General features: G+C 52.9%; 19 protein-coding genes. 1 reads left to right on the top strand and 18 read right to left on the bottom strand.

The annotated features are described in order from the left end of the window. Window positions 1-68 precede the first annotated feature (68 nt). The 4 genes from QOS46_RS03050 to QOS46_RS03035 all read right to left on the bottom strand — a co-directional run bounded on the left by QOS46_RS03050 (window position 69) and on the right by QOS46_RS03035 (window position 5087). Entirely contained in the window at window positions 69-2969 is a 2901-nt protein-coding gene (locus QOS46_RS03050; RefSeq protein ID WP_283607206.1) for an SH3 domain-containing protein, read from the bottom strand. Window positions 2970-3241: 272 nt separating this feature from the next. Next, entirely contained in the window at window positions 3242-4027 is a 786-nt protein-coding gene (locus tag QOS46_RS03045; protein WP_283607204.1) for a hypothetical protein, read from the bottom strand. Further along, window positions 4021-4719 (bottom strand): ABC transporter ATP-binding protein, encoded by a 699-nt coding sequence (locus QOS46_RS03040; protein WP_283607203.1) that lies wholly within the window; start codon window positions 4717-4719, stop codon window positions 4021-4023. Before QOS46_RS03040 ends, QOS46_RS03045 begins: the two co-directional genes overlap by 7 nt. Then, complete coding sequence (locus tag QOS46_RS03035) at window positions 4719-5087, bottom strand: GntR family transcriptional regulator (RefSeq protein ID WP_283607201.1); 369 nt, start codon at window positions 5085-5087, stop codon at window positions 4719-4721. The genes QOS46_RS03040 and QOS46_RS03035 overlap by 1 nt, the downstream gene beginning before the upstream one ends. A gap of 212 nt (window positions 5088-5299) precedes the next feature. Between QOS46_RS03035 and QOS46_RS03030 the strand changes: the two genes are divergently transcribed. Further along, on the top strand, window positions 5300-6172 hold the full coding sequence (locus QOS46_RS03030; protein ID WP_283607199.1) for a DegV family protein: 873 nt from the start codon (window positions 5300-5302) through the stop codon (window positions 6170-6172). Window positions 6173-6305: 133 nt separating this feature from the next. Here QOS46_RS03030 and brnQ read toward each other — a convergent pair whose 3' ends face one another. The 14 genes from brnQ to rnc all read right to left on the bottom strand — a co-directional run bounded on the left by brnQ (window position 6306) and on the right by rnc (window position 22099). Further along, window positions 6306-7670, bottom strand: a complete 1365-nt coding sequence (brnQ, locus tag QOS46_RS03025) for a branched-chain amino acid transport system II carrier protein (protein ID WP_283607197.1) — start codon at window positions 7668-7670, stop codon at window positions 6306-6308. Between the two features lie 89 nt (window positions 7671-7759). Beyond that, the gene (locus QOS46_RS03020) at window positions 7760-8227 is read right to left on the bottom strand and encodes a hypothetical protein (RefSeq protein WP_283607194.1); all 468 of its coding nucleotides are present in this window, start codon (window positions 8225-8227) and stop codon (window positions 7760-7762) included. Continuing rightward, window positions 8224-9030, bottom strand: coding sequence for an ADP-ribosylglycohydrolase family protein (locus QOS46_RS03015; RefSeq protein WP_283607193.1), 807 nt, complete (start codon window positions 9028-9030; stop codon window positions 8224-8226). Before QOS46_RS03015 ends, QOS46_RS03020 begins: the two co-directional genes overlap by 4 nt. Window positions 9031-9103: 73 nt before the next feature. Further along, window positions 9104-10414 carry an APC family permease gene (locus QOS46_RS03010; protein WP_283607191.1) on the bottom strand — a complete coding sequence of 437 codons (1311 nt, stop codon included), beginning with the start codon at window positions 10412-10414 and terminating at the stop codon, window positions 9104-9106. Between the two features lie 262 nt (window positions 10415-10676). After that, the gene (gene leuS, locus QOS46_RS03005) at window positions 10677-13085 is read right to left on the bottom strand and encodes a leucine--tRNA ligase (protein ID WP_283607190.1); all 2409 of its coding nucleotides are present in this window, start codon (window positions 13083-13085) and stop codon (window positions 10677-10679) included. A gap of 16 nt (window positions 13086-13101) precedes the next feature. Further along, window positions 13102-13458: a ribosome silencing factor gene (gene rsfS / locus QOS46_RS03000; RefSeq protein ID WP_283607188.1), complete on the bottom strand. Its 357-nt coding sequence runs from the start codon at window positions 13456-13458 to the stop codon at window positions 13102-13104. A 36-nt stretch (window positions 13459-13494) separates the two neighbouring features. Further along, window positions 13495-14067, bottom strand: a complete 573-nt coding sequence (gene yqeK, locus QOS46_RS02995; RefSeq protein WP_283607186.1) for a bis(5'-nucleosyl)-tetraphosphatase (symmetrical) YqeK — start codon at window positions 14065-14067, stop codon at window positions 13495-13497. After that, complete coding sequence (gene nadD / locus QOS46_RS02990) at window positions 14060-14671, bottom strand: nicotinate-nucleotide adenylyltransferase (RefSeq protein ID WP_283607183.1); 612 nt, start codon at window positions 14669-14671, stop codon at window positions 14060-14062. The genes yqeK and nadD overlap by 8 nt, the downstream gene beginning before the upstream one ends. A gap of 127 nt (window positions 14672-14798) precedes the next feature. Next, window positions 14799-15104: a ribosome assembly RNA-binding protein YhbY gene (yhbY, locus tag QOS46_RS02985; RefSeq protein ID WP_283607182.1), complete on the bottom strand. Its 306-nt coding sequence runs from the start codon at window positions 15102-15104 to the stop codon at window positions 14799-14801. Between the two features lie 18 nt (window positions 15105-15122). Further along, window positions 15123-15707: an XTP/dITP diphosphatase gene (locus QOS46_RS02980; protein WP_283607180.1), complete on the bottom strand. Its 585-nt coding sequence runs from the start codon at window positions 15705-15707 to the stop codon at window positions 15123-15125. Further along, on the bottom strand, window positions 15704-16621 hold the full coding sequence (ftsY, locus tag QOS46_RS02975; RefSeq protein ID WP_283607179.1) for a signal recognition particle-docking protein FtsY: 918 nt from the start codon (window positions 16619-16621) through the stop codon (window positions 15704-15706). The genes QOS46_RS02980 and ftsY overlap by 4 nt, the downstream gene beginning before the upstream one ends. A gap of 115 nt (window positions 16622-16736) precedes the next feature. Continuing rightward, a complete protein-coding gene (smc, locus tag QOS46_RS02970) occupies window positions 16737-20312 on the bottom strand; it encodes a chromosome segregation protein SMC (protein WP_283607178.1) in 3576 nt (1191 codons plus the stop codon). 93 nt (window positions 20313-20405) lie between these two features. Then, window positions 20406-21413 carry an elongator complex protein 3 gene (locus tag QOS46_RS02965; protein ID WP_283607176.1) on the bottom strand — a complete coding sequence of 336 codons (1008 nt, stop codon included), beginning with the start codon at window positions 21411-21413 and terminating at the stop codon, window positions 20406-20408. Then, the gene (rnc, locus tag QOS46_RS02960; protein ID WP_283607175.1) at window positions 21410-22099 is read right to left on the bottom strand and encodes a ribonuclease III; all 690 of its coding nucleotides are present in this window, start codon (window positions 22097-22099) and stop codon (window positions 21410-21412) included. Before rnc ends, QOS46_RS02965 begins: the two co-directional genes overlap by 4 nt. Window positions 22100-22103 lie beyond the last annotated feature (4 nt).

Below are 22103 nucleotides of genomic sequence, written 5' to 3'. Positions count from 1 at the left end.
ATGGACATTGCAAAAAAAGACATCCCTGCGGATTTCCTCCGGCAGGGATGTCTTTATCCTATATGAGATTACTGCACATATGGCTGTGCGGAAACAGGATACGTGTAGCCATAAGTGTTTTTCTTATAATTTCCGTTTGAGCTGTCAGCTTCCGTATAGTTGCCGAAAGAGAACACCTTTGTTTCTCCCAAACGGCGGTATACAAGACCGGCATAGACCTTGCCGCCAGCCTGATTCCAGCGCAACCACTCAGTGGCAATCGCATAAGCGTCGGTGTAGCTCAAATCTCGCTGCAAGCTCGCGGCATTGTCGAAACGGATGTACCCAGACCGCGCCCAGCCTACGGTTCCATCCGGCACCTGTACCTGATACCAGACCGACTTTGTGGAAGAATCCACCGTCGTTTGCAGCACCTGCAGGGACGTGGAGGCGGCCACCTCTGTCAGCCGGCCGCTGGCCGTGCTGGCAGAAGGATACAGATCAAAGTTCAGAGTTGCCGTTGCTGAAAGAGTGCCGGAAGAAAGCGTTGGGGGAACCACGGAGTTCAGCATAATCTCACGGATATCAAATGCGCTGGTACCACCCCAATAGCCTGCTCCAACATTATAGGAGAAGCTGACCATCGCGTCAAAGTTCTGCTGGCTGGCCTTAATATTGTTGTTCGCAAGGAAGGTGTTCACCGCCTGCGTATACGAGCCGTTAACAGAATTCAGCAGCTGGGCCCACGCCTCTGTTTTCGTTTGATTGTTGTAGAACAGCGTACCGGCACCGAACGTTTGGCCATAGCCAATTGTCGGAATATTGTAGGCCAGAGTATCCGGGTAAACGGCCGCACTGTATCCCTCCCACTTACCAATCAATGTCAGCATCTCGTCGCTGACACGCCGGTTTTCACGTGTGGAAGAGGTTTTCTCCTGCGTGGTGACTACGTAGCTGCTGGTGGTTACCCCAGTGCTGCTGTAACTGGAGCCGCCCGTGGAGGAATATACAGCAACCTGATAAGTCCCGGGGGAAGAGAACGTGACCGCCGTTTTCCAAACGCGGGTATTGTTGGGAGCCAAATTGCCATTGGTAGAGCTTTCAGCGGTATAGCTGCCGACATCAAGCGTCTTCTTCGTACCGTCGTTCACAGAAACCACAAAACGCACAGCGGAACGGGTGTTATCCGTTATCGCCACCAGCTGGACCTGCTGACCGATCCCGGCCACGTTCGGGGACGTATAGGCCGCCTTAACCGCCTCCGCCGCTGTGACGGTAACATTGCAGGTTGCCGTGCTTGAGCCTGCTTTTGCAGTGATAACCGCGCTGCCGGGCTGATTGCCGTAAATAAAACCATTGCTGACAGTTGCAACATTGGTATTGCTTGAGGTCCATGTCACGGCGGAACCGGCAGGATTCACCGTGGCCGTAACATAATAGCTTTTTCCCTTCGGGATCGTCCCTGAGGTGTTGGAAAGCTTCAGGCCGGAGACCTGAGTATTGTCGTCTCCATACAAAAATTCAATATAATCATTATATAAGTAGCCGACAACACCACTGCTTGTTCTAACTTGTGTCCAGCCCGGGTAGGAGGTCGTATTCAAAACATCTACCACCACGCCGGAACCTAGCACAGCCAGCTTATCGCAGTCCGTATTCGGCTCGCTGCGCAAATTGACGCCGGTCGTCGTTCTGGCACCTGTAATTCCAGAACCGGTTCCTCCAGAGCTGCCGGAGCTAGAAACATTTGCTGTCAGAAAGGCGGAAAAACTGCCGCTGGTAACGGTGATAACGGCAGAGCCTGCCGAACCCGCTTTGATCTCATATAAGTATCCACGAGAATCGTTGGCGTTCTTTAAGGAGACGCTGACGACAGACGAATTGGAAGAGGTTACTGTGGGACTGCTGCCCTGAGAGACTCCCTTTGCCAGAAACTGATAGGCCTGGCCGGAGGAAGAAAAGGTATAGCTTGATGTATCCAGCGTAATTGCTCCGGTCTGGCCACCAGAGCTGCCGGAGCCCAGCACGCTGGCAGTCAGCTGTGCGGAAGCACTCCCGCTGCTGACGGTGATGGTAGCGGAGCCTGCCGAAACCGACTTAATTTCATACAAATAACCCCGCGAATCGTTGGCATTCTTTAAAGAAACACTGACCACCGACGAATCGGAGGAAGTGACCGTCGGACTGCTGCCACTTGCAATTCCCTTGGCCAGGAACTGGTATGTCTTACCCACAGAAGCAAACTGATAACTCTTTGTGTCCAGAGTGATTGCGGTGGTTTGCCCGCCGGAAGAGGAACCCCCGCCGGAAGGCAGGTCTGGATGATTCCCCAGAAGAGAAATGGAGCGGGTGGCTTCTCCCACCTGCTTTACACCTTTCTTTACGGTAATTTTAATGGAAGCATGTACGCCGGCGGCTTCCGCCACCACATAGCAAACACCCTCACTCTTACCGGTAACACGGTATTTGTCTGTACCGGCCACACGCGTGACCGTTGCAATACCAGTGCGTGAGGAATACACCTTCACATTGGCCTGCGTCAAACCCATTCCCTCTACCTTTGCCCGAAAATCATAAATATTTCCCGGGGCCATCGTATAGCTGCGGGTGTCGAGCGTTAAAGTGCCATAAGTCGAAGACGATCCGCTGGAACTGCTTGAGCTACTGGAACTGCTGGAACTGCTCGAGCTGCCGGAAGACAAAACCTGCAGATACTGTGAGCTGCAATATCCCTGCGTCCCGTCGGGTAGCTTTATCTTATACCAGCCGGAGGTTCCGGAATCCATTGTTTCCACCGCGATTCCTTTATCCACTGTTTTCACGATCTGATAGCTTGTTCCAGGCCCGGAGCGAATATTTAGTTTATCCGTTGTGGTAGCCTGCGCTGCCATTACAACCGGCATCATATTGACAAACGCCGCGGTTGTTACCGCAGCGGAAAGAACTGCCGAAAAAAAACGTTTGGTCACAGACGGCCTCATTCGTTTCATTCTTATTAATCCCTCTCTGATTCAGATTCTTCTTAGTCATCCATTCGTTCATACCGCGCTTTCTTGCGCTCTGCGATCCATCGATCTGATCATTATTGACAAATTGCGGCATATTACCGCTTTTACTTTTTGATTATACCGCATGGTTAGCCCTTTCGCAACCAAAACAGGAAAAACTTAAGAATTCTACCAGAAATGACCATCCTCATTTTTCCGGCCAAATATATAAAAAAATCCCCTCCCGTTCTGAGGGAGGGGAAGCAAATCGCCTTTTATTCGAGATTCAGTTTGTTCCTCAAAATATACTTCGTCGCAAAATAGTAAATCGCACCGAGAACGATAGTTGCAAAGATCAAAGCCGTTAGAACCCACTGAATTTGATAGATTGGCTGCATTTTCAGCAAGAAATCAAACAAGCCGTTCTTGGAACTAATTTCAATAAATACTGTCGCAATAATCTGTTCCACTAATCCGATCAGAAAAAACGCTCCTAAGGAACCGGCAACCCGATGCTTTTGCACCATGTGCCCAATTGCCATCGCAACATAAAGATTTAGGATTCCAACAACCAAAGAGAGGAGAAACAGCATAATTCCCTGGAAAATGACCATATATACGGCAGAATCCATACCGGCCATATAACTCCAAAACTGGCCCCAAGTTTCCGCAATTCTTTCCATCATGTCGCGATCAACGGCCAACACCAGAACGGAGAAAAATGAAATGACCATACTTGTGAGATTCCAGAGAACCGCCACGAGCATTTTGCTGAGAATATTGGCATCCACACTAACCGGTAAGGTAAACATCAGGTAGCCCTCATCCGTCAGCAAATTCTTATAAAACCGCTGGATCGTCACCACCAGCGTAATCACAACAATGGCCACAACAATCGACACATAAGCCGTCATGGAAATTGCGATGGGGATACCGAGGTTTTCAGAATTGATTGAAATAAAAATCTTATTGATGACCGCCATTAAGAACAACAGGAGATACAGCGGCAGGTAAATGCGCGCGGTTGACTTGATTTCATATTTCAGCAAACGGTTTAGCATCGGAACACCTCCCGGAACAATTCATCCACAGATTTATTGTTTTTCTCTCGGATCTCTTCCACCGAAGAAACCAATGCAATAGACCCCTGATTGATGAAAATGATGTCGTCCAGAATTCTCTCCACGTCGCTAATCAGGTGGGTGGAAATCACTACGGTCGCGTTCTCGCTGTAATTAGAAATAATTGTATTCAAAATGTAATCGCGAGCCGCCGGGTCCACGCCGCCGATCGGTTCATCCAGCAGGTACAGCGATGCTTCACGGCTCATTACCAAAATCAGTTGCACTTTTTCTTTTGTGCCCTTCGACATGGTCTTCAGCTTGGCATCGCTTTTAATATCCAGCCGCTGAAACATATCATATGCCTTCGCCTTATTGAAATCCGTGTAAAAATCATCAAAGAAATCCACCAGATTCCGCACGGTCATCCAGTCGTTCAGGTAGGTGCGCTCCGGCAAATACGAAACAATCCGCTTTGTTTCAACGCCCGGGGCGTTCCCGTTAATTAAAAGTTCTCCGTTTGTGGGTGTTAAAAGTCCGTTGCACAGCTTGATGAGTGTGCTTTTACCGCTGCCGTTCGGGCCAAGCAGGCCAACAATTCTGCCGCGGCCGATGTCTAAATCCACCCCAGACAGCGCAACCTTGCCGGGGAAAACCTTGGTCAGGTTTTTGCACTGTAAAATCGGTTCCATTATTTCTTCTCCTCCTCCATCTGCTCAAGCAGCTTAATGGTCTGCCGGGAATCATACCCCAGGGAATTCATCTTCTCCATAAATTCCTTGATAATGTTTTGCGCCAAAGAATATCTCATGGTTTTGATAACCTCCTCATCTTCCGTAACAAACCGGCCGCTTGTTCTCTGTGAATATAAAAGCCCCTGATTTTCTAACTCCGCAAGTGCTCTCTGCATCGTATTTGGGTTTACTGCCGCTTCCGTGGCCAAGTCGCGCACCGACGGCAGCCGGGTACCCAGCGGATAAACACCGGAAATAATTCTTCGCTCAATTTCTTCTATTAGCTGAAAATAAATGGGTCTGTCGGACTTCAGATCCCAATTCATCCATCTTCACCTCCGTCTGTATGATTGTACTAGTGGATTAATACAATAATACAATGTTGTTCTCCGTTTGTCAAGCATTCCTTCCGATTTTTTTATTGTTATAAAACAGACAATTTGCATAAATTGGTAGGGTGTGATATAATAATCCCAAAATTAGCCATTCTATTTTTATGGAAAGAAAAGCAAAGAATTTGAAATGAGGGATTTTTTCCATGAATGATTTTGTAATTCTCACAGATTCCTGCTGTGATCTTCCTGGTGACCTTGCACGGGAATGGGGGCTTGAGGTTCTTCCCCTTTCGGTTCATCTGGGCGATCAGGAATATTTAAACGACCTGGATGGAAACAGCATCAGCTTTCCTGATTTCTACAACCAGCTCCGTCAGGAGACGGTATGCACCACCTCTGCGGTGAATATGGAAACCTTTCAGCAAAAAATGGAGGCTCTGCTGAAGGAGGGAAAAGATGTGCTTTGCATTCTGTTTTCTTCCGGCCTGAGCAATACATTTAACGCGGGGCACCTTGCGGCACAGGAGCTTACCGCAAAATATCCGGAGCGAAAGCTGTATACCGTAGACAGCCTATGCGCCTCTTTGGGTCAGGGCTTACTTATTTCCCATGCGGTGGAGCTGAGAAAAAGCGGTAAAAGCATTGATCAGGTACGCGTTTGGCTGGAAGAAAACAAATTGAAGCTGTGCCACTGGTTTACCGTAGACGACCTGAACCATTTAAAGCGGGGTGGCAGAGTTTCGTCTGCCACGGCTTTAATCGGCACTGTGCTTGGCATTAAGCCCGTTCTGCACGTAGACGATGAGGGCCACCTAATCAACGTGGGAAAGGCCCGCGGGCGCAAGGCTTCACTGAGCGCTCTGGTTGACCAGATGGAAGAGACCGTCATCGACCCCGAGCAGCAGATGATTTACATCAGCCACGGCGATTGCCTGGAGGATGCCGAATGGGTACGCGATGAGATACTCCGGCGTTTCTCGGTAAAGGGTGTCCTCATCAATTATGTTGGCCCGGTGATCGGCACCCATTCCGGTCCCGGAACTGTCGCTCTGTTCTTTTTGGGCGTACACCGCTGAACCGCCCGCTGTTTTGAAAAGCTTGAATGAATTTAGATCTCTATGCGCCCTATTAGGGGATTTTTAATTTAAACGTGTAGGAACAAAAAACCTCCGATCCGGAATTCCGGATCGGAGGTTTTTTGCGTGGCAATCAGGCTCTCTGGCCGGATTGCTTCTGTTTTGTAAGCAGATAAACCGCAAAGCCAATTACAACGCCCGCCGCAAGCGGGATCACCCATCCCATTCCCAGCGAGAAGAAGGGCAGAGAATCGCGGTAAACGTTCAGGATTCCCTTCACAGAAGGCTGCTCTGTTATCTGCCGCGGCAGAGCGTTCAAAAAATCACCCACACCGGCAAACAGCGTGAAAACCGTGGGAATCAGGTACACACAACGCCGGTTGTGGAACAGCGGGCTTAGAATTCCCAACAGAATCAGTGAAATGGCCAGCGGGTACAGGAACATCAGCACCGGGATTGACAAAGAAATAATCTGAGTCAGGCCGATATTGGCAATGAAAAGGGAAACAAGCGTAAAGAGTACGGTATAAATGCGGTAGTTTAAATGTTTCGGGAACAGCTCACAGAAGGTCTGCGAACAGGCTGTGATCAGGCCGATCGCCGTTTTCAGGCACGCCACCGTCACAATCACCGCCAGCAGGACACTTCCCCCCGTTCCCAGATAATACCGGGCGATCTGAGCCAGCGCGATGCCTCCATTTTCAGAAACGGCAAACTGCCCGGCGCTCGAAGCGCCCATATACGCCAAGAAAGCATAGATAAGACCCATCAGCAGCACACTGATGGCACCTGACCGGATGGTATCCAGCGCAATACCACGGGGACTGCTCACTCCCAGCTCCTTCAGGCTATTCACTACAATGATTCCAAAAGCCAGAGACGCGAGCGCGTCCATCGTGTTATAGCCTTCGAGAAAGCCTTTAAAAAAAGGAGAAGCGGCATAAGGCTCCGCTACCGGAATCTGGGACACAGCGCCCATCGGTGAGACAACGCTCAACACAATCAAAATAGCCAGCACTGCCAGAAACAGGGGATTTAGAACCTTTCCCACCCAAACCAAGAGTTTGTTCGGGCGCAGAGAAAACGCCAGTGCCGCGGCGAAAAACGCAACCGTAAACACTGCCAGCCCAACTCCATGCGCCTGCTGCGGAAGGAATGGCACAAGGCCGATCTCAAAGGAAACCGTTGCAGTACGGGGCAGCGCGAAGAACGGACCGATGGTCATATACAGCAGAATTGTCATCACATACCCATAAATGGGATGCACGCGCCCGGCCAGATCAAACAGCCCCGAGCTGCCGGAAATTCCCACGGCAATCACGCCAAGAAACGGAAGACCAATTGCCGTAGCCAGAAACCCGATGGTGGCCAGAGGCGTCGCCGCGCCGGCCAGCTGACCCATATGAACCGGAAAAATCAAATTTCCGGCTCCAAAGAACAATCCGAAGAGCATGGAGCCAACCAGCAGATAGGATGAAAAAGACAGCTTTTTATCCATGTTTCTTTCCTCTTCTCCATAATGATTCATTTCGTGCGAAACCGGCGGTACTCCATGGCCCGCATGGTTGCACAATCTATTTCGGCCTGTTACAGCTTTACTTTATATTCCGTCAACCACTCCGGCCGAATTTCTTCCAAAATAGCCTGTGGAACCCGATATGCCCAGGGGCTGCGCTGCAGCCTAAGCGATTCGATGGTTTTGTGCAGCTTTTCCCGAGTGATGTCGTCAACCTCTCCCGCGATTAGGTCGTGGTAATCCTTGGGTGAGGTGAACTGAACCATATACATAAAATCTGCCCATTCGGAATACTCCGTCAGCCAGACATTCTCCTTCGGCACCTTTAGAATCAGCTTCACACTGTTCGAGATACTCCCACCCGTATTCTTTCGGTGGAATCTCAGATTCCCGAAAATTGGGCATTCACAGCGCAGCCCCAGCATATCCACCAGGCAGTCGTACGCCCGCCCGTATTTGCGGCTGGAATGCGCACGGTAAATTTCTCCGGATTTGATCATTCGCAGCACTTTCACAGACTGGTAGGTGTAGATTATCACTCACGAACCTCCTTCTTATTTTTTGCAGTTGCCCAGTGATACAACAGCTGTTCCTCTTCAGAAACGGCTGGGTCAAATAAATACTCCTTTAGCAGACCGGCGTTGTCAAAGCCGGTATCTTTATAAAAAGCCTCTGCAAGGGCACCGGTGATGCAGGCCACGGTGTCGGTATCGCAGGTAACACTCAGCACATTGCGGATACTGCTTTCCCAAGAGCTGCTTTCCAGAAAGCAACGGATAGCAAGCGGAACCGAGCCATCACAACTCATGTCGAATTTGGAAAATGGCCGGTACAGCAGCAGGCTGCGGTTCAGGGGATAGCCGTAGCGGGCCGTAATCTGCTTTTTAATCTCACGCTTAGAGAAGCCATTTCTCGCTAAAAAAACGCTGACGGCCACTGCCTGCGCCCCGGCAATTCCCTTTGGGTGGTTGTGGCTGCACTCGGCGCTTTTTTTCGCCTCGCGCTCCACCTCCTCCAGCGTTTCAAAATATTCTCCCACAAAGCTCACCCGCATGGCGGAGCCGTTGCCGTAACTTTGGTACGGGGAATGCAGATGATCGTAAATCCAGTCCTTGAACATCGGCCCATACCCCGCGTAGGGATATCTTTTGCCGAACATCACGTAAGCATCGCGATAGGAAATCCCGCTCAGTATGGCATATTTCGTTGCAACCGTCATTACCGTGTCATCCGTATAAAAACAGCTCTTTTCAAACAATGGGATTGTCTTATGGTGAAACCCCTTCGGCTTGCTGAATTCATAACGGGAACCGGCAATATCGCCCAGAAGAGCTCCGTCCACGATGCTCTCCCTCCCTTTTTTTACCTTTTTTGCACGCGGCGCGCATCCGACAGAGATGCGCGCCGCCCCAGGCTTATTTCTGTTTCTTCTTTTTCATCCATTGGTACACCGGCAGTCCCAGCAGAGTAATTGCAATCCCTACGACAGAGCGAACCGGGGCGTCGATCAGTGTACTGATCAAAATATAGACTCCGCCCACCGCGCCGATGATGGGGGTGATAGGATACAGCGGAACCCTATATTGGCCTTCCTTCGGGCTTTGTCTTTTCCGGAGAATAAACACACCCAGAACGCCCATGATAAAGAAAATCCACAGAACAAACACCAGAAGGTCGGTGAGAGTGTTGAATGTGCCGGAGAAAATATACACAAGCGCCAGCACGCTCTGAAAAATCAGCGCGTTGGCCGGGGTGCGCAGCTTCGGATGAACCGCACCCAAAATTCTTGAGAACGGCAGCTGGCCTCTTGCTCCCATTGCCTGGGGGACACGCGCGGCTGTCATCAAATAGCCGTTCAGGGCACCAAATACCGAAATCATAATGCCGGCAGTAATAAACGTGCCGCCGCCTTCGCCGAACAGGACATTTGCCGCATCCGCGCCGGGCGTGGGCGACGCCACGATTTGATCTAGCGGAAGCGCACGGAAAATGGCCAGATTGAACAGAGCATAGACCACGATAACAAACAGTACGCCGATGGAAATGACCCGCGGCAACGTTTTGGAAGGATTCTTCAGCTCGCCGGCCATGTTGGTCACGCCGATCCAGCCGTCATAGGCCCAAAGAGTGCCCAGGATTGCGGCGCCGAAGCCCGCACCCTGGAGAGCCTCCTGAGACGCACCCGCAAATCCGGGAATACTCGGGGAAAGCAGGCCGACGCCGATGATCGCCACAATCGGAATCAGCTTGCCAACCGTAGCCAGGGTTTGAATGATGCCGCCGCATTTGGTAGACAAAATATTCATGATCAGAATAAAGATCAAAACACCGGTAGCTAACAGCTTTTGCTGTATGCCGCTAACCGGAATAAAATAAGCGGCATAAATTGAAAATGCGATGGCTTGCGCCGCAACGGAGGCCGGATAGGAAATCACCGTCTGCACCCAGCCCAGCAAAAAGCCGGCTCTCTCATCATACAGCTCTTCCAAATACGTATAAAGTCCGCCGGACTTCGGAATAGCCGACGCGATTTCTGCCACAGACAACGCAGATGCCAAAGTGATAATACCGCCTGCCACCCAGGCGGCAATACTCATGGCTGGGCTGCCTGCGTTATTGAGAACAATGCCGGGTTTCAGAAAAATACCGGAACCGATGATCATTCCCACAACGATCGCCATTGCCTCAACAACAGTGACTGATTTTTTCAATGTGCTTTTTTCCATATTGTTCCACAATCCTCACTATACTCCAAATTTGGCTTATGTGGTGCCACAAAACACGCGATCCTGCCTTCTGCCGCCGCATTCTCCGGTTCTGCGATTCCGTACTATTATACACTTTACAGGATAAATAGAAAAGCACTTTTTCAAAAAGGGTCCCGCTTTTTCGGCGAAAAGCATTGAAAAAAACAACAGCCCCCGGCCGCAGAAGCGACCCTGGCGCTGTTGTAAAAAAGACGTATGAAAAGGAGCATAAAATGCTTTTTTATTTCACAACAAGATTGACCAGCTTTCCCGGCACGTAAATCTCTTTTACGATTTGCTTACCGGAAAGCTCCACCGCAATCTTCGGTTGATTCTTTGCCGCCTGAATCGCCTGCTCTTTGGTATACTCCACGGGGATTTCAATGCGGTCACGCACTTTTCCGCTGACCTGCAGCGCAATTTCTACCATGCTCTCTTTGCATTTTTCCTCGTCGTACTCGGGCCAGCTCTGCCCGGCCACAAGACCGGTGCCGAGCTTCGCCTGCTCCCACACCTCTTCCGTCACATGGGGGGCAAAGGGATTCAGCAGCAATGTAAACACGCGCAGCTCCTCGCGATTGATGGAGCCGGCATCGGAAATGTCGTTAATCAGCGCCATCAGCGAAGCGATCGCCGTATTAAATTTCAGGTTTTCAATATCCTCGCCGACCTTTTTGATTGTCTTGTGGAATGCCGGCTCCAGAGCGGGCGTGATTTTGTCGCCCGGCGCCAGTCGCTCCGTCAGCGCGTAGTAACGCTCCAGAAAGCGGCGGCTGCCTTTGATGCTCGCGGTGTTCCACGGGGCTGCCTTCTCAAAGTCGCCGATGAACATTTCATACAGACGCATGGTGTCCGCGCCGTATTCGTTGACAATTTCGTCCGGATTGACGACGTTGCCACGGGATTTGCTCATCTTTTCGCCGTTCTCACCCAGAATCATGCCGTGGCTGGTACGCTTGGCATAGGGTTCGGCAGTGGGAACAACCCCAATATCATACAGGAACTTGTGCCAGAAACGGCTGTACAGCAGGTGAAGCGTAGTATGCTCCATGCCGCCGTTGTACCAGTCTACCGGCGACCAGTATTCCAAAGCCTCTTTGCCGGCCAGAGCCTTGTCGTTGTGGGGGTCCATGTAGCGCAGGAAATACCAGGAGGAACCTGCCCACTGGGGCATGGTATCCGTTTCGCGCTTGGCGGGGCCGCCGCAGTGCGGGCAGGTGGTATTCACCCATTCTGTCATGTGGGCCAGCGGAGATTCGCCGTTGTCGGTCGGCTCATAGGTTTTTACCTCCGGCAGAGTCAACGGCAGCTCACTTTCGGGCAGGGCTACATAGCCACATTTGTCGCAGTGAACGATCGGGATCGGCTCGCCCCAGTAGCGCTGGCGAGAAAATACCCAGTCGCGCAGCTTGAAGTTAACCTTCTGCTCGCCGATGCCCTTTTCAGCCAGGTACTCGATGATCTTCTTCTTCGCTTCCTCAACGGTCAGGCCGTCCAGAATGCCGGAGTTGACCATGATGCCGGTTTGGCAGTCGGTAAACGCTTCTTTTTCCACGTCGCCGCCCTTCACGACTTCAATGATCGGCAGACTAAACTTTTTCGCGAATTCCCAGTCGCGGGTATCGTGACCGGGCACGGCCATAATCGCACCGGTACCGTAGGACACAAGTACATAGTCGGAAATAAAGATCGGGATTTCTTTGCCGGTCAGCGGATTTTTCGCCGTGACACCGTCGAGGCGTACGCCGGTTTTATTCTTGGCCACCTCGGTGCGCTCAAAGTCGGATTTTTTCGCGGCCTCCTGCTGGTAAGCGCGGATTTCATTCAGATTGTGCAGGCTGTCAGCCCAGGTTTCGAGGTACGGATGCTCCGGCGACAGAACCATATAGGTCGCACCGTAGAGCGTATCGGGCCGGGTGGTGTAAACGGTCAGCTCTTCCCCATGGCTGGTTCCAAAGCGAACCTCGGCTCCGGTGGAACGGCCGATCCAGTTTCTCTGCTGAGACTTTACGCGGTCGGGGTAATCCACCAGATCCAAATCATCCACCAAACGCTGGGCGTACTCGGTGATCTTCAGCATCCACTGGGATTTCACCTTGTGCACAACCTCGCTGCCGCAGCGCTCGCAGACGCCGTTGACAACCTCTTCATTCGCCAGAACGCATTTGCACGAGGTACACCAGTTGACCGACATTTCTTTTTTATAAGCAAGCCCATGTTTGAACATCTGCAAAAAGATCCACTGCGTCCATTTATAATAAGACGGGTCTGTGGTATTGATCTCGCGGGTCCAATCAAAAGATAAGCCCAGCGCCTGCAGCTGCTGCTTGAAACGGGCGATGTTTTTCTCGGTTACGATGGCCGGATGCACGTGATTTTTGATTGCAAAGTTTTCAGTCGGCAGACCGAACGCATCCCACCCAATGGGATACAACACATTATAGCCCATCATTCTGCGGCGGCGGGCAATAATATCCAGCGCCGTGTAAGAGCGGGGGTGCCCTACATGCAGACCCTGCCCGGACGGATAAGGGAATTCAATCAGGGCATAAAATTTCGGCTTGTCCGCAGACTGCGACGCGTGAAAAGCCCCTGTCTCTTCCCATTTTTTCTGCCATCGAGCTTCAATCGGTTTATGTTCGTATTTCACTGGTGCTCCCCCTCATTCAGCTTTCGCTCAAAAAATCGAGCTCTATATTTTCCGCGTCCTGCCACAGGCGATCCAGATCATAAAATTGGCGTGCTTCTGCGGTAAAAACGTGAATGACGACATGTCCGTAATCCAGAAGAATCCAGGAATTGGAACGGTATCCTTCCACATGGTCGGGTGCAAGGCCCTCGTCTTTGAGCTGTACCTCCAGCGTATCGGCCAGAGCCTTAACATGTGTGTTACTGGTACCTGTTGCCAGAACAAAATAATCTGCAAGCGAAGACAGCTCGCGGATACCCAGCACATTCAGCCCATCGGCTTTTTTATTGTCTAAAATGACTGCGGCCCTTTTGGCCAACTCTAATGACGTCATCTGGTAACCACCATTCCTAATTTATATTTTGAACGCTTATTTCTTGCCGCGAGATACAATTTCCTCATTATACGCGGCTACACTGTCTGGGTGAATCGGTTTTTGGTTCTGCGATAAATCCTGAATCGTAAAAATCAGGCCTGCTAATACCGCTTCCTGTAGGCCGCGGCGGGCCGCCTCGCGCAGTTCCTGAACGCCCTCGTAATCCCGCTCATCTGAAATGAAGTCTGCCACAAACACGATCTTTTCCAAAACAGACATATTAGCGCGCCCTGTGGTATGGTACCGAACGGCGTCGAGAATCTCCTGATCCTGAAAGCCAAGGACATCCCGCAGGTAAGCAGCGCCCGCCATGGCATGCCACAGCTTTGGCGCAGAGCGCTCAACATCTGTGAGTATTATACCAGAAGCGGCCATGATTTTCAACTGTTCTTCGGGCGGAGCCTCCTTCATGATGTCATGAAGAATCCCGGCCAGCCTGGCTTTTTGTGGGTTCTCCCCATTCAAAACCGCCAGCTCCTGCGCCGCCTTCGCAACATTCCTGCTGTGCTGAAAGCGCTTGTCGGACAAACGGCTGCGAACAATTTCTTCATACTGTTTTTCATCCATTGGAAATCCCCCCGTATAAATGATGCCGAATGATATACTCCTCCACTGCCTCGGGAACCAGCCCAGCAATGGAAAGACCCTGCACGATACGCTCCCGCACCAGAGTGGAGGAAACCGGCAGGAGCGGAAGATCTTCCACATGTGTTCTGGCGCCCATGCTGTTCAGATGCTTCGCATAGGCCAAAAGCTCGCTCTTGCTGCTTTCCTCGCGCGGTACCGCGCACATCCGTGCCAGGCGTAACAGCTCCTCGCTTTTGAACCAATGCTCCAGCGTTAAAAACATATCCGCACCCATCAGCAGATACAGCTCGGCATCCGGGTTCGCCTTGTGCAGCTGCCGCAGTGTGTCTACGGTATAGCTCGGGCCATCGCGCCGCAGCTCTAAATCCGACACAGCAAGGCCGCACGGCTCTGCCGCCAAGCGGCACATCTCGAGTCGGTCCTTCGCATCCGCCAAATCGTCCGCGGCCTTATGGGGCGGCACACGCGACGGTATAAGAAGCACACGGTCGAGCCCCAGCCGCTCGCGAAAGCCCTGTACCATATGCAGATGCCCGTTATGGATCGGGTTAAAGGTTCCCCCGAACATCGCCAGTTTTTTCATGGACCCTCCTGATACCAAACTCAAACAACAGCAATGATTTTTTCTTTCTCCCCCACTTTCGGTGGGGGAGAAAGAAATCTTTTTAAAATTTTGCATGGTGAATGAGTATGGAATTCGCCATGCACCATTATTTTCTCGCAGGCCTTGGCAGAATGATTTTCGGTTCCTTCTGATTTCTGCGGTACAGAACAAATTTTCCACCGATAACCTGTACAACCTCAGCTGAAAGGGGTGCCGCCAGTTCATCCGCCGCCTGCCGCGCAGTGATGCCCGCTGTTTCCAGCACCTTGGCCTTGATCAATTCGCGGGCGGTCAGTGCGTCATCCGCCTGCTTTAAAATATCGTCGCTCATGCCGTCCTTGCCAATCATTAAAATCGTGTCAAGCGGATTGGCCAAAGAGCGCAGAAACGCCCGCTGCTTACTTGTAATCATTCAATATACTCCTTTATTTTAACCATTTTTCTTCCAGTTTTCCAGTTCCCGCGCTAATTTTGCAAGTGCCCTGCCTCGGTGGCTGATCTGATCTTTTTCTTCGGCTGCCATTTCCGCGTAGGAACGTTCCCCCACGAGGAAAATAGGGTCGTAGCCAAAACCGCCCTCGCCCTTCGGCTCAAACGCGATGATGCCCTCACAGGTTCCCTCCTCCGTGAGGATCTTCCCATCCGGAAACACACAACAGACCACGCTGACAAACCGGGCGGTACGCTGTTCTGCGGGAACGTCGTGAAGTTCTTTCAGCAGTTTTTCATACCGCTGCTTGTCCGTTGCACCCTCGCCCGCGTAGCGCGCGGAATAAACTCCCGGTGCGCCGCCGAGTGCATCCACCACCAGGCCGGAGTCGTCCGCAATGGCGGGCATACCCGTCACCTTGCAGGCCGATTCTGCCTTGAGCAAAGCATTTTCGGCAAAGGTTGTGCCGGTTTCCTCTACCTCGGGCAGCTCTTCTCTGATCACGGCGTCAAAGCCCAAGGGCTCCAGAATTCTTTTGAGTTCTTTCAACTTTTTTTGATTGTGCGTAGCAATTACAAATGTCATTCCGATTCCCTCTCAAACAAAGCCGCGGCGAACTCATCCGCATCAAACGGCTGCAAATCGTCTATTTTTTCACCAAGGCCGATCAGCTTAACGGGAAGGCCCAGCTCCTGACGAATAGGCAGCACCACGCCACCGCGCGCTGTTCCGTCGAGCTTTGTGAGCACGATGCCGGTCAGACCCGCCGCGTTCTGGAACTCCCGGGCCTGGTTCACAGCGTTCTGCCCGGTGGTTGCGTCGAGTACGAGCAGAACCTCTTTATCACAGTCCGGCAGCTCGCGGTCGATGATGCGGCTGATCTTTGCCAGCTCATCCATCAGGTGCTTTTTGTTGTGCAGGCGTCCGGCGGTGTCGCAGATTGCAACGTCCATGCCGCGCGCCTTAGCCGCCGCGATGGTATCGAACACCACAGCCGCAGGATCGGAGCCCTCCGCATGCTTGACCATCGGGACATCGGCCCGGTCGGCCCACACTTGCAGTTGATCAATCGCCGCCGCACGGAACGTATCCGCCGCACCGAGAATCACCTTTTTGCCCTCGCGCGAAAGCTTGGCGGCAAGCTTTCCGATCGTGGTTGTTTTTCCCACGCCGTTCACGCCGATGATCAGGATGACCGACGGCTTAGTGGTAAGCTGCAGCTCTTCGCCGCCGCTGAGCATTTCAGAAATCACCTCACGCAGCAGCCCACGCACATCGGCCGGGTTCGTTACGCCGTTTTTCTTCACGCGGGCACGCAGCTCCTCACAGATTTTAGCAGAGGTGGCAGCGCCAACATCCGCCATGATGAGCAGCTCCTCCAGCTCTTCAAACAGCTCTTCGTCTATCTTTGTAAAGCTGTTCAGCATGGTATCGATCTGCCCGGTGATGCTGTCGCGAGTTTTTTTCAGTCCATCTTTGATTTTATCAAAAAATCCCATCGCAAACTCCTTTATAATAATACTGTTTTTTTAAAATCATTCTTTTATTTCTTCCCCGCCTACATAGAGGGAAGAAATGACTGTTTTTATATAAAATTGCTATCAATGAAATCATCTATCCCTGTCGTATTCCCAGCTTCTGCTCAATTTCGGAGGCACGCAGCTCCAAAAGCTTTGAAACGCCCTCATCCTGCATGGTCACGCCGTACAGTACATCCGCTTCCTCCATGGTGCCGCGGCGGTGGGTAATGACGATAAACTGGGTGTTTTGATTCATGCCGCGCAGGTAACCCGCAAAACGGTCTACGTTTACGTCGTCAAGCGCGGCCTCGATTTCATCCAGCACGCAGAACGGCGGCGGATTGACCTTCATAATTGCGAAATACAGCGCAATGGCCACCAGCGCTTTTTCACCGCCCGAAAGCGATTCCAGATGCGTGACGATTTTCCCGGGCGGCTGAACGGAAATGTCGATTCCTGAACCCAGAACATCCTCCGGCTGGCTTAATGTCAATCCAGCAGTACCGCCGCCGAAAAGAGAACGGAAGGTTTCTGAAAAATTTTGCCGAATTTTCTCAAAACGCTGCAAAAACAACTCCTGCATTTTCTGGGTCAGCTCGCCGATCAGCTTTCGCAGCTCGTCGCGGGATTTCTCCACGTCGCCGATCTGCTCCTTTAAAAATTCGTACCGCTGCGAAACCTCTTTGTATTCCTCCACTGCGGCCACGTTTACCGTGCCGAGCGCCTTGATTTTGCCCTTGAGCTCGTTCAGGCGTTTTTTCGCAGCGGAAACATCCTCCAAACGCGGGCTGATCTCTTCGGCCTCGCGCCGGGTTAGTTCGTATTCTTCCCACAAGCGGGAAATAATTTCATCGTATTCCTTTTGCACATTGGCGCGCCGCTCTTCCAAACGGGCCAGTTCCTGCCCGATGGTATCCCGCGCGGAGGATTGTTCGCGCTCCTGCGCCCGCAGACGCGCGGCCTGTGCTTCCAGTTCCGCCCGCTGACGCGCAATGTCCTCTACGCTTTCGCGAGAAGCGGCGGCGGAATCTCGCAATTGTTGTGCCTGCGCCCTTAACTGCTGCGCCTGCTGTTCGATTGCACGGTCGTTTTCACGGAGCTGCTCCAATTCCTGATTCAGGCGCTCCGCCAGCCCTGCGAAATTCAGGCGTCGGTTCTCCAGCTCCTCGGCAGCGGTAGAAAGCGCTTCCTTTTCCTTTTGTGCGGAGAGCGCCGTCATCCGCGCTTCCTGCAAGGCATCCGTCAAAGCCTGATAGCGTTTGTCCAGCTCCTCACGGTCGCCGGTCATCTGGCTTACGCTTTGACGGAGTGCTTCAATCTGTTCTTCCAACGTTCCGGCATCACGTTGAGCCTGTTCCCTCTGCTCCCGCAGCTCGCCGAGCCGTTGTTCGGACTTTGATTGCTCCGCGGCCAGCTCCTGCGCGCCGCCCTCAAGAGACTGCCGTTCCGAGCGCACGCGCCCATACTCGGCCTGCAAATTCACGCGATCCTCTTTTGCTGTGCTGAGCTCTGCCTGTGAAGCAGACAGCGAAGCCTGCGCGGCGGAAAACTCGGCCTGCGCCGCCTTGAGCGCGACCTCGGCTTCCTCTGCCTTTTGTGACAGCGCGGCGGCGCTGCGTCTGGCCTGCTCCATCTGCGCCGTACGGCCCAGCAGCCCGGCGTTTTTTGCCAGAGAGCCGCCGGTGAGGGAACCGCCTGTGTTAACCACCTGACCGTCCAGCGTCACGACGCGGAAGCGGTAAGAAAAACGCTTCGCAATGGCAACGGCGCTGTCCAAATCCTCGGCAATCGCGATGCGGCCCAAAAGCGAACGCAGAATGCCCGCGTATTTCGGGTCGCACCCGCAAACGGAAAACGCCACGCCGACAAATCCGGAGCATTCGGAAAGCCCCTGCTCCTGCAGCAGATTCCCGCGAATGGTGGAGATTGGCAGGAAGGTGGCACGTCCCGAATCCTTTTGCTTTAACAGGTTGATCGCCCGTTTCGCGTCCTGCTCCGTTTCCACCACAATATTCTGCATGGCGGCCCCAAGGGCCGTTTCCACCGCTGTGGCGTACTCGGCGGGAACCTGCAGCAACCGCGAAACCGGGCCATAAATACCGGCCAGGCTGCCGCGCTCCACTTCCTTCATTACAGTTTTGACGCTGTGCGCAAACCCCTCGAGATTGCGCTCCATTTCTTCGAGGAGCTTCACGCGCCGCGCCTGCTCCCCGGCGTCCAGTCGGAGCTGCTCGCTCTTCCGGCGGGCTTCTTCCAAGCGCTTCTGCCGGGATTCGAGCCGCATTTCAAAGCCGCGGGCCGTATTGGTCAGTGCGGAAATGGTATCCTCCGCCTTTTGCAGAAGAGCGGCGCATTCCTGCTCCTCCGACTCCAGCTCCCGGCGCTTCTGATCGCGCGATTGCAGTGCCTGCTGCACGGTAGCACGGCGCAGTTCGATTTCAGAAATGGCGGTGACCGCTGTCATCTCGCGGATTTTAGCCTGCGACACCTCCGCCGTCAGCTGCGTCAGACGGTGGGTCTGCTCCTCCATCTGGCCAGAATACTGCTCCATTGAGCCGCGCAGCTCCTCCAGACGTTTGGAAACACCGGTTACCTCTTCCTGCCGGCTCAGTACAAAACGATCCTTCTCCTCGATCTGGCGCTGCTTTTCTTCAATCTCCTTGCGCAGATCCTCGTCGGAAAGGGAGGAGTTTTCCAGCTCGTGCAGAATTCGCTCCTGATTTTGCCGGTTATGTTCTCGGTCGTTCTCCAGAACGGCCGCCTCGCCGTCCTTTCGGGCGGCTTCTTCTTCTTTGGAGGAAGCGAGCGTTCTCGCCTCATCCATTCGTACGGTACAGGCGTTGACCGCCTGATAATTTTCTTCAATTTGTTTTTCCAACTCTGCGGCGCGTTTGTCGATATCCTCTTGCTGGCCGCGAGCCAGAAGCAGCTTATCTTCATAGTCACGCAGAATCTGACCGGAGTGCCCCAATGTATTCAGCCATAGGCCGATTTCAAGCGTTCGCTTTTCCCCAGAGTATTCCAAATATTGCTTTGCTTTTTCCGCCTGCTCGCGCAGAGGGCCGACGCGGGCTTCCAGCTCTGAGAAAATGTCGTGCAGGCGCACCAAATTTTCCTGCGCCTGCTGAAGCCGCCGCTCCGATTCGCCCTTGCGGTATCGGAAGCGTGAAATTCCCGCAGCCTCTTCGAAAATCTCACGCCTGTCTTCACTGCGGGCGGCGACAATGCTGTCGATCTTGCCCTGCCCGATCATCGAATAGCCGTCGCGCCCCATACCGGTATCCATAAACAGCTCGTGAACATCGCGCAGGCGCACCGTGTTTTTATTGAGCAGGTATTCGCTTTCCCCCGAACGGTAATACCGGCGGGTAACGGAAACCTGGTCATTGTCAAACTCCAGCTGGCGGTCGGTGTTGTCAAAGGTGAGGGTAACCTCCGCGTAGCCCTGCGCCTTGCGCGCCGGAGTTCCGCCGAAAATCACATCCTCCATCTTCGAGCAGCGAAGCACGCGGGCCGATTGCTCCCCCAGCACCCAGCGGATGGCGTCGCTGACGTTGCTTTTCCCGCTGCCATTCGGGCCAACCACCGCGGTAATGCCGCGGTCGAAATGTAACACCGTTTTATCGGGAAAGGTTTTGAAGCCTTGAAGCTCCAAAGACTTTAACAGCACTCGTGTTCACCTGCTTTCGGATTGATATTGACTCGTTCTCTCTTCCACCGAGGGCACAGGAGAGAGAACTGTGTTTTCACTTTTGCCTGAGATTCAGATAAGAGCATGCACCTGAAATTCAGCCGGGTTTACCGACGGATTAGGCACCACATGGGCAGCATAGCCCCGCCGGGACAGCTCGAAAAGATTGCACCGGCTCTGCCCCACCGCCTTTGAAACCCACTGTGGGGAAACGTGGATTTCGACACACCCCGGCAAAATTTGCTTGCGCTCCAGAAAGGCGAGCAGCCGACGCAGAAAGAGCCTGCTTTCACAAAGCTCGCGAAACGCCGGGTGCCATGGCCCCGCAATACGATCCCGCTGCATTTCGGGAGAGCTGTGCAGCCCCAAACGGATCACCGGGATTAAGCGGCTGCCGAACAGTTCCAGCAGGTTGCAGCATAGCTCCACGGTTTCATCCAGTTCCATCGGAACATATTCCCCCGACTGATACCACTGAGCAAGCTCTGTGCCCTTCATAACGATGGTCGGGTAAATTCTTACGCAGTCCGGTTTCAGCGCGGCAAAGGCTTTGGCAGTTCTCATCGCACCGGCGGCGTTATCGCCCAAAAGACCTGTCATCATCTGCAGCCCAAGAGAAAATCCCATCTCCTGTATCAGCCGCGACGCCTGCCGCACCTGCTCCGCCGTATGGCCGCGCCGGTTTCGCTGCAGCACAGTGTCATCCATGCTTTGTGCGCCCAGCTCAATCGTTGTTACACCGTATTGGCGCAGCAGCTCCAGAACCTGCTTGTCTATCGCGTCGGGCCGGGTAGAAATGCGAATCCCCGAGAAAATCCCGTCCCTGACAGAAGGAGCGGCGGCTTCCAGCAGAGCGAGCATATCGCCGCGATCAATTGCTGTAAAGCTGCCGCCGAAAAAAGCGATTTCCGCGAAACGGCTTTTTTCTTTCAGATTTTCTTCAGCTGTTTTTAGGGTGCTTCGAACCTCATCCACCGTTGGCAACCGCGCCTGACCCGTGATGCTGTTCTGGCTGCAAAAGGAGCATCGCTGCGGGCAGCCAGCGTGAGGGACGAAAATCGCCACATTTGCGTGCTTCAATAGCCCATCAGCTCCAACGCTTCACGTGCTGCCTGCTGCTCCGCCTCTTTTTTACTGCGTCCGCCGCCCTTGCCAATCACATTGCTGTTCAGGCACACCTCAACGGTAAAATGCTTGTCGTGGTCGGGGCCGCTTTCGCCGATCAGTATATATTCAAGCTGTTCCTCGGGATTCTGCTGAATGATCTCCTGCAGGGCGGTCTTATAGTCCTTAAACGCCTTTGGCTTTGCAGTCTGCAGCACGGGCAGAACAAAGCGCAAAATAAATTCCCGCGCACGCTCCATGCCGGCATCGAGATAAATCGCGGCGATCAGGGCCTCGAACGCATCCGCCAGAATCGACGGCCGCTCGCGCCCGCCGGAATTCTGCTCGCCGCGGCTGAGCATGAGGTATTCCCCCAGCCCCAGCTGGCGCGAAAATCCGCACAACGCTTTTTCACAAACCAGCGCCGCCCGATTCTTCGTCAGATCACCTTCCGGCAGATTTGGACAGTGCTTGAACAGGTAATCCGCCACAACAATGCTGAGCACGGAATCACCCAAAAATTCTAAACGCTCGTTGCTGTGCCCGGCCGACTTCACCTCATTTGCGTAAGAGGAATGGGTCATGGCGGTAATTAGATATTGCGGGTTTTGAAAATGATATTGCAATTTTTCTTCCAGATCTTTGAGATTTGACTTTTGCATACGC

Source organism: Faecalispora anaeroviscerum (assembly GCF_947568225.1).
In the GTDB taxonomy this organism is placed as follows: domain Bacteria; phylum Bacillota; class Clostridia; order Oscillospirales; family Acutalibacteraceae; genus Faecalispora; species Faecalispora anaeroviscerum.
The sequence above is the reverse complement of the archived record's forward strand: the minus strand, read 5'-3'. Positions and strand labels throughout refer to the sequence as shown.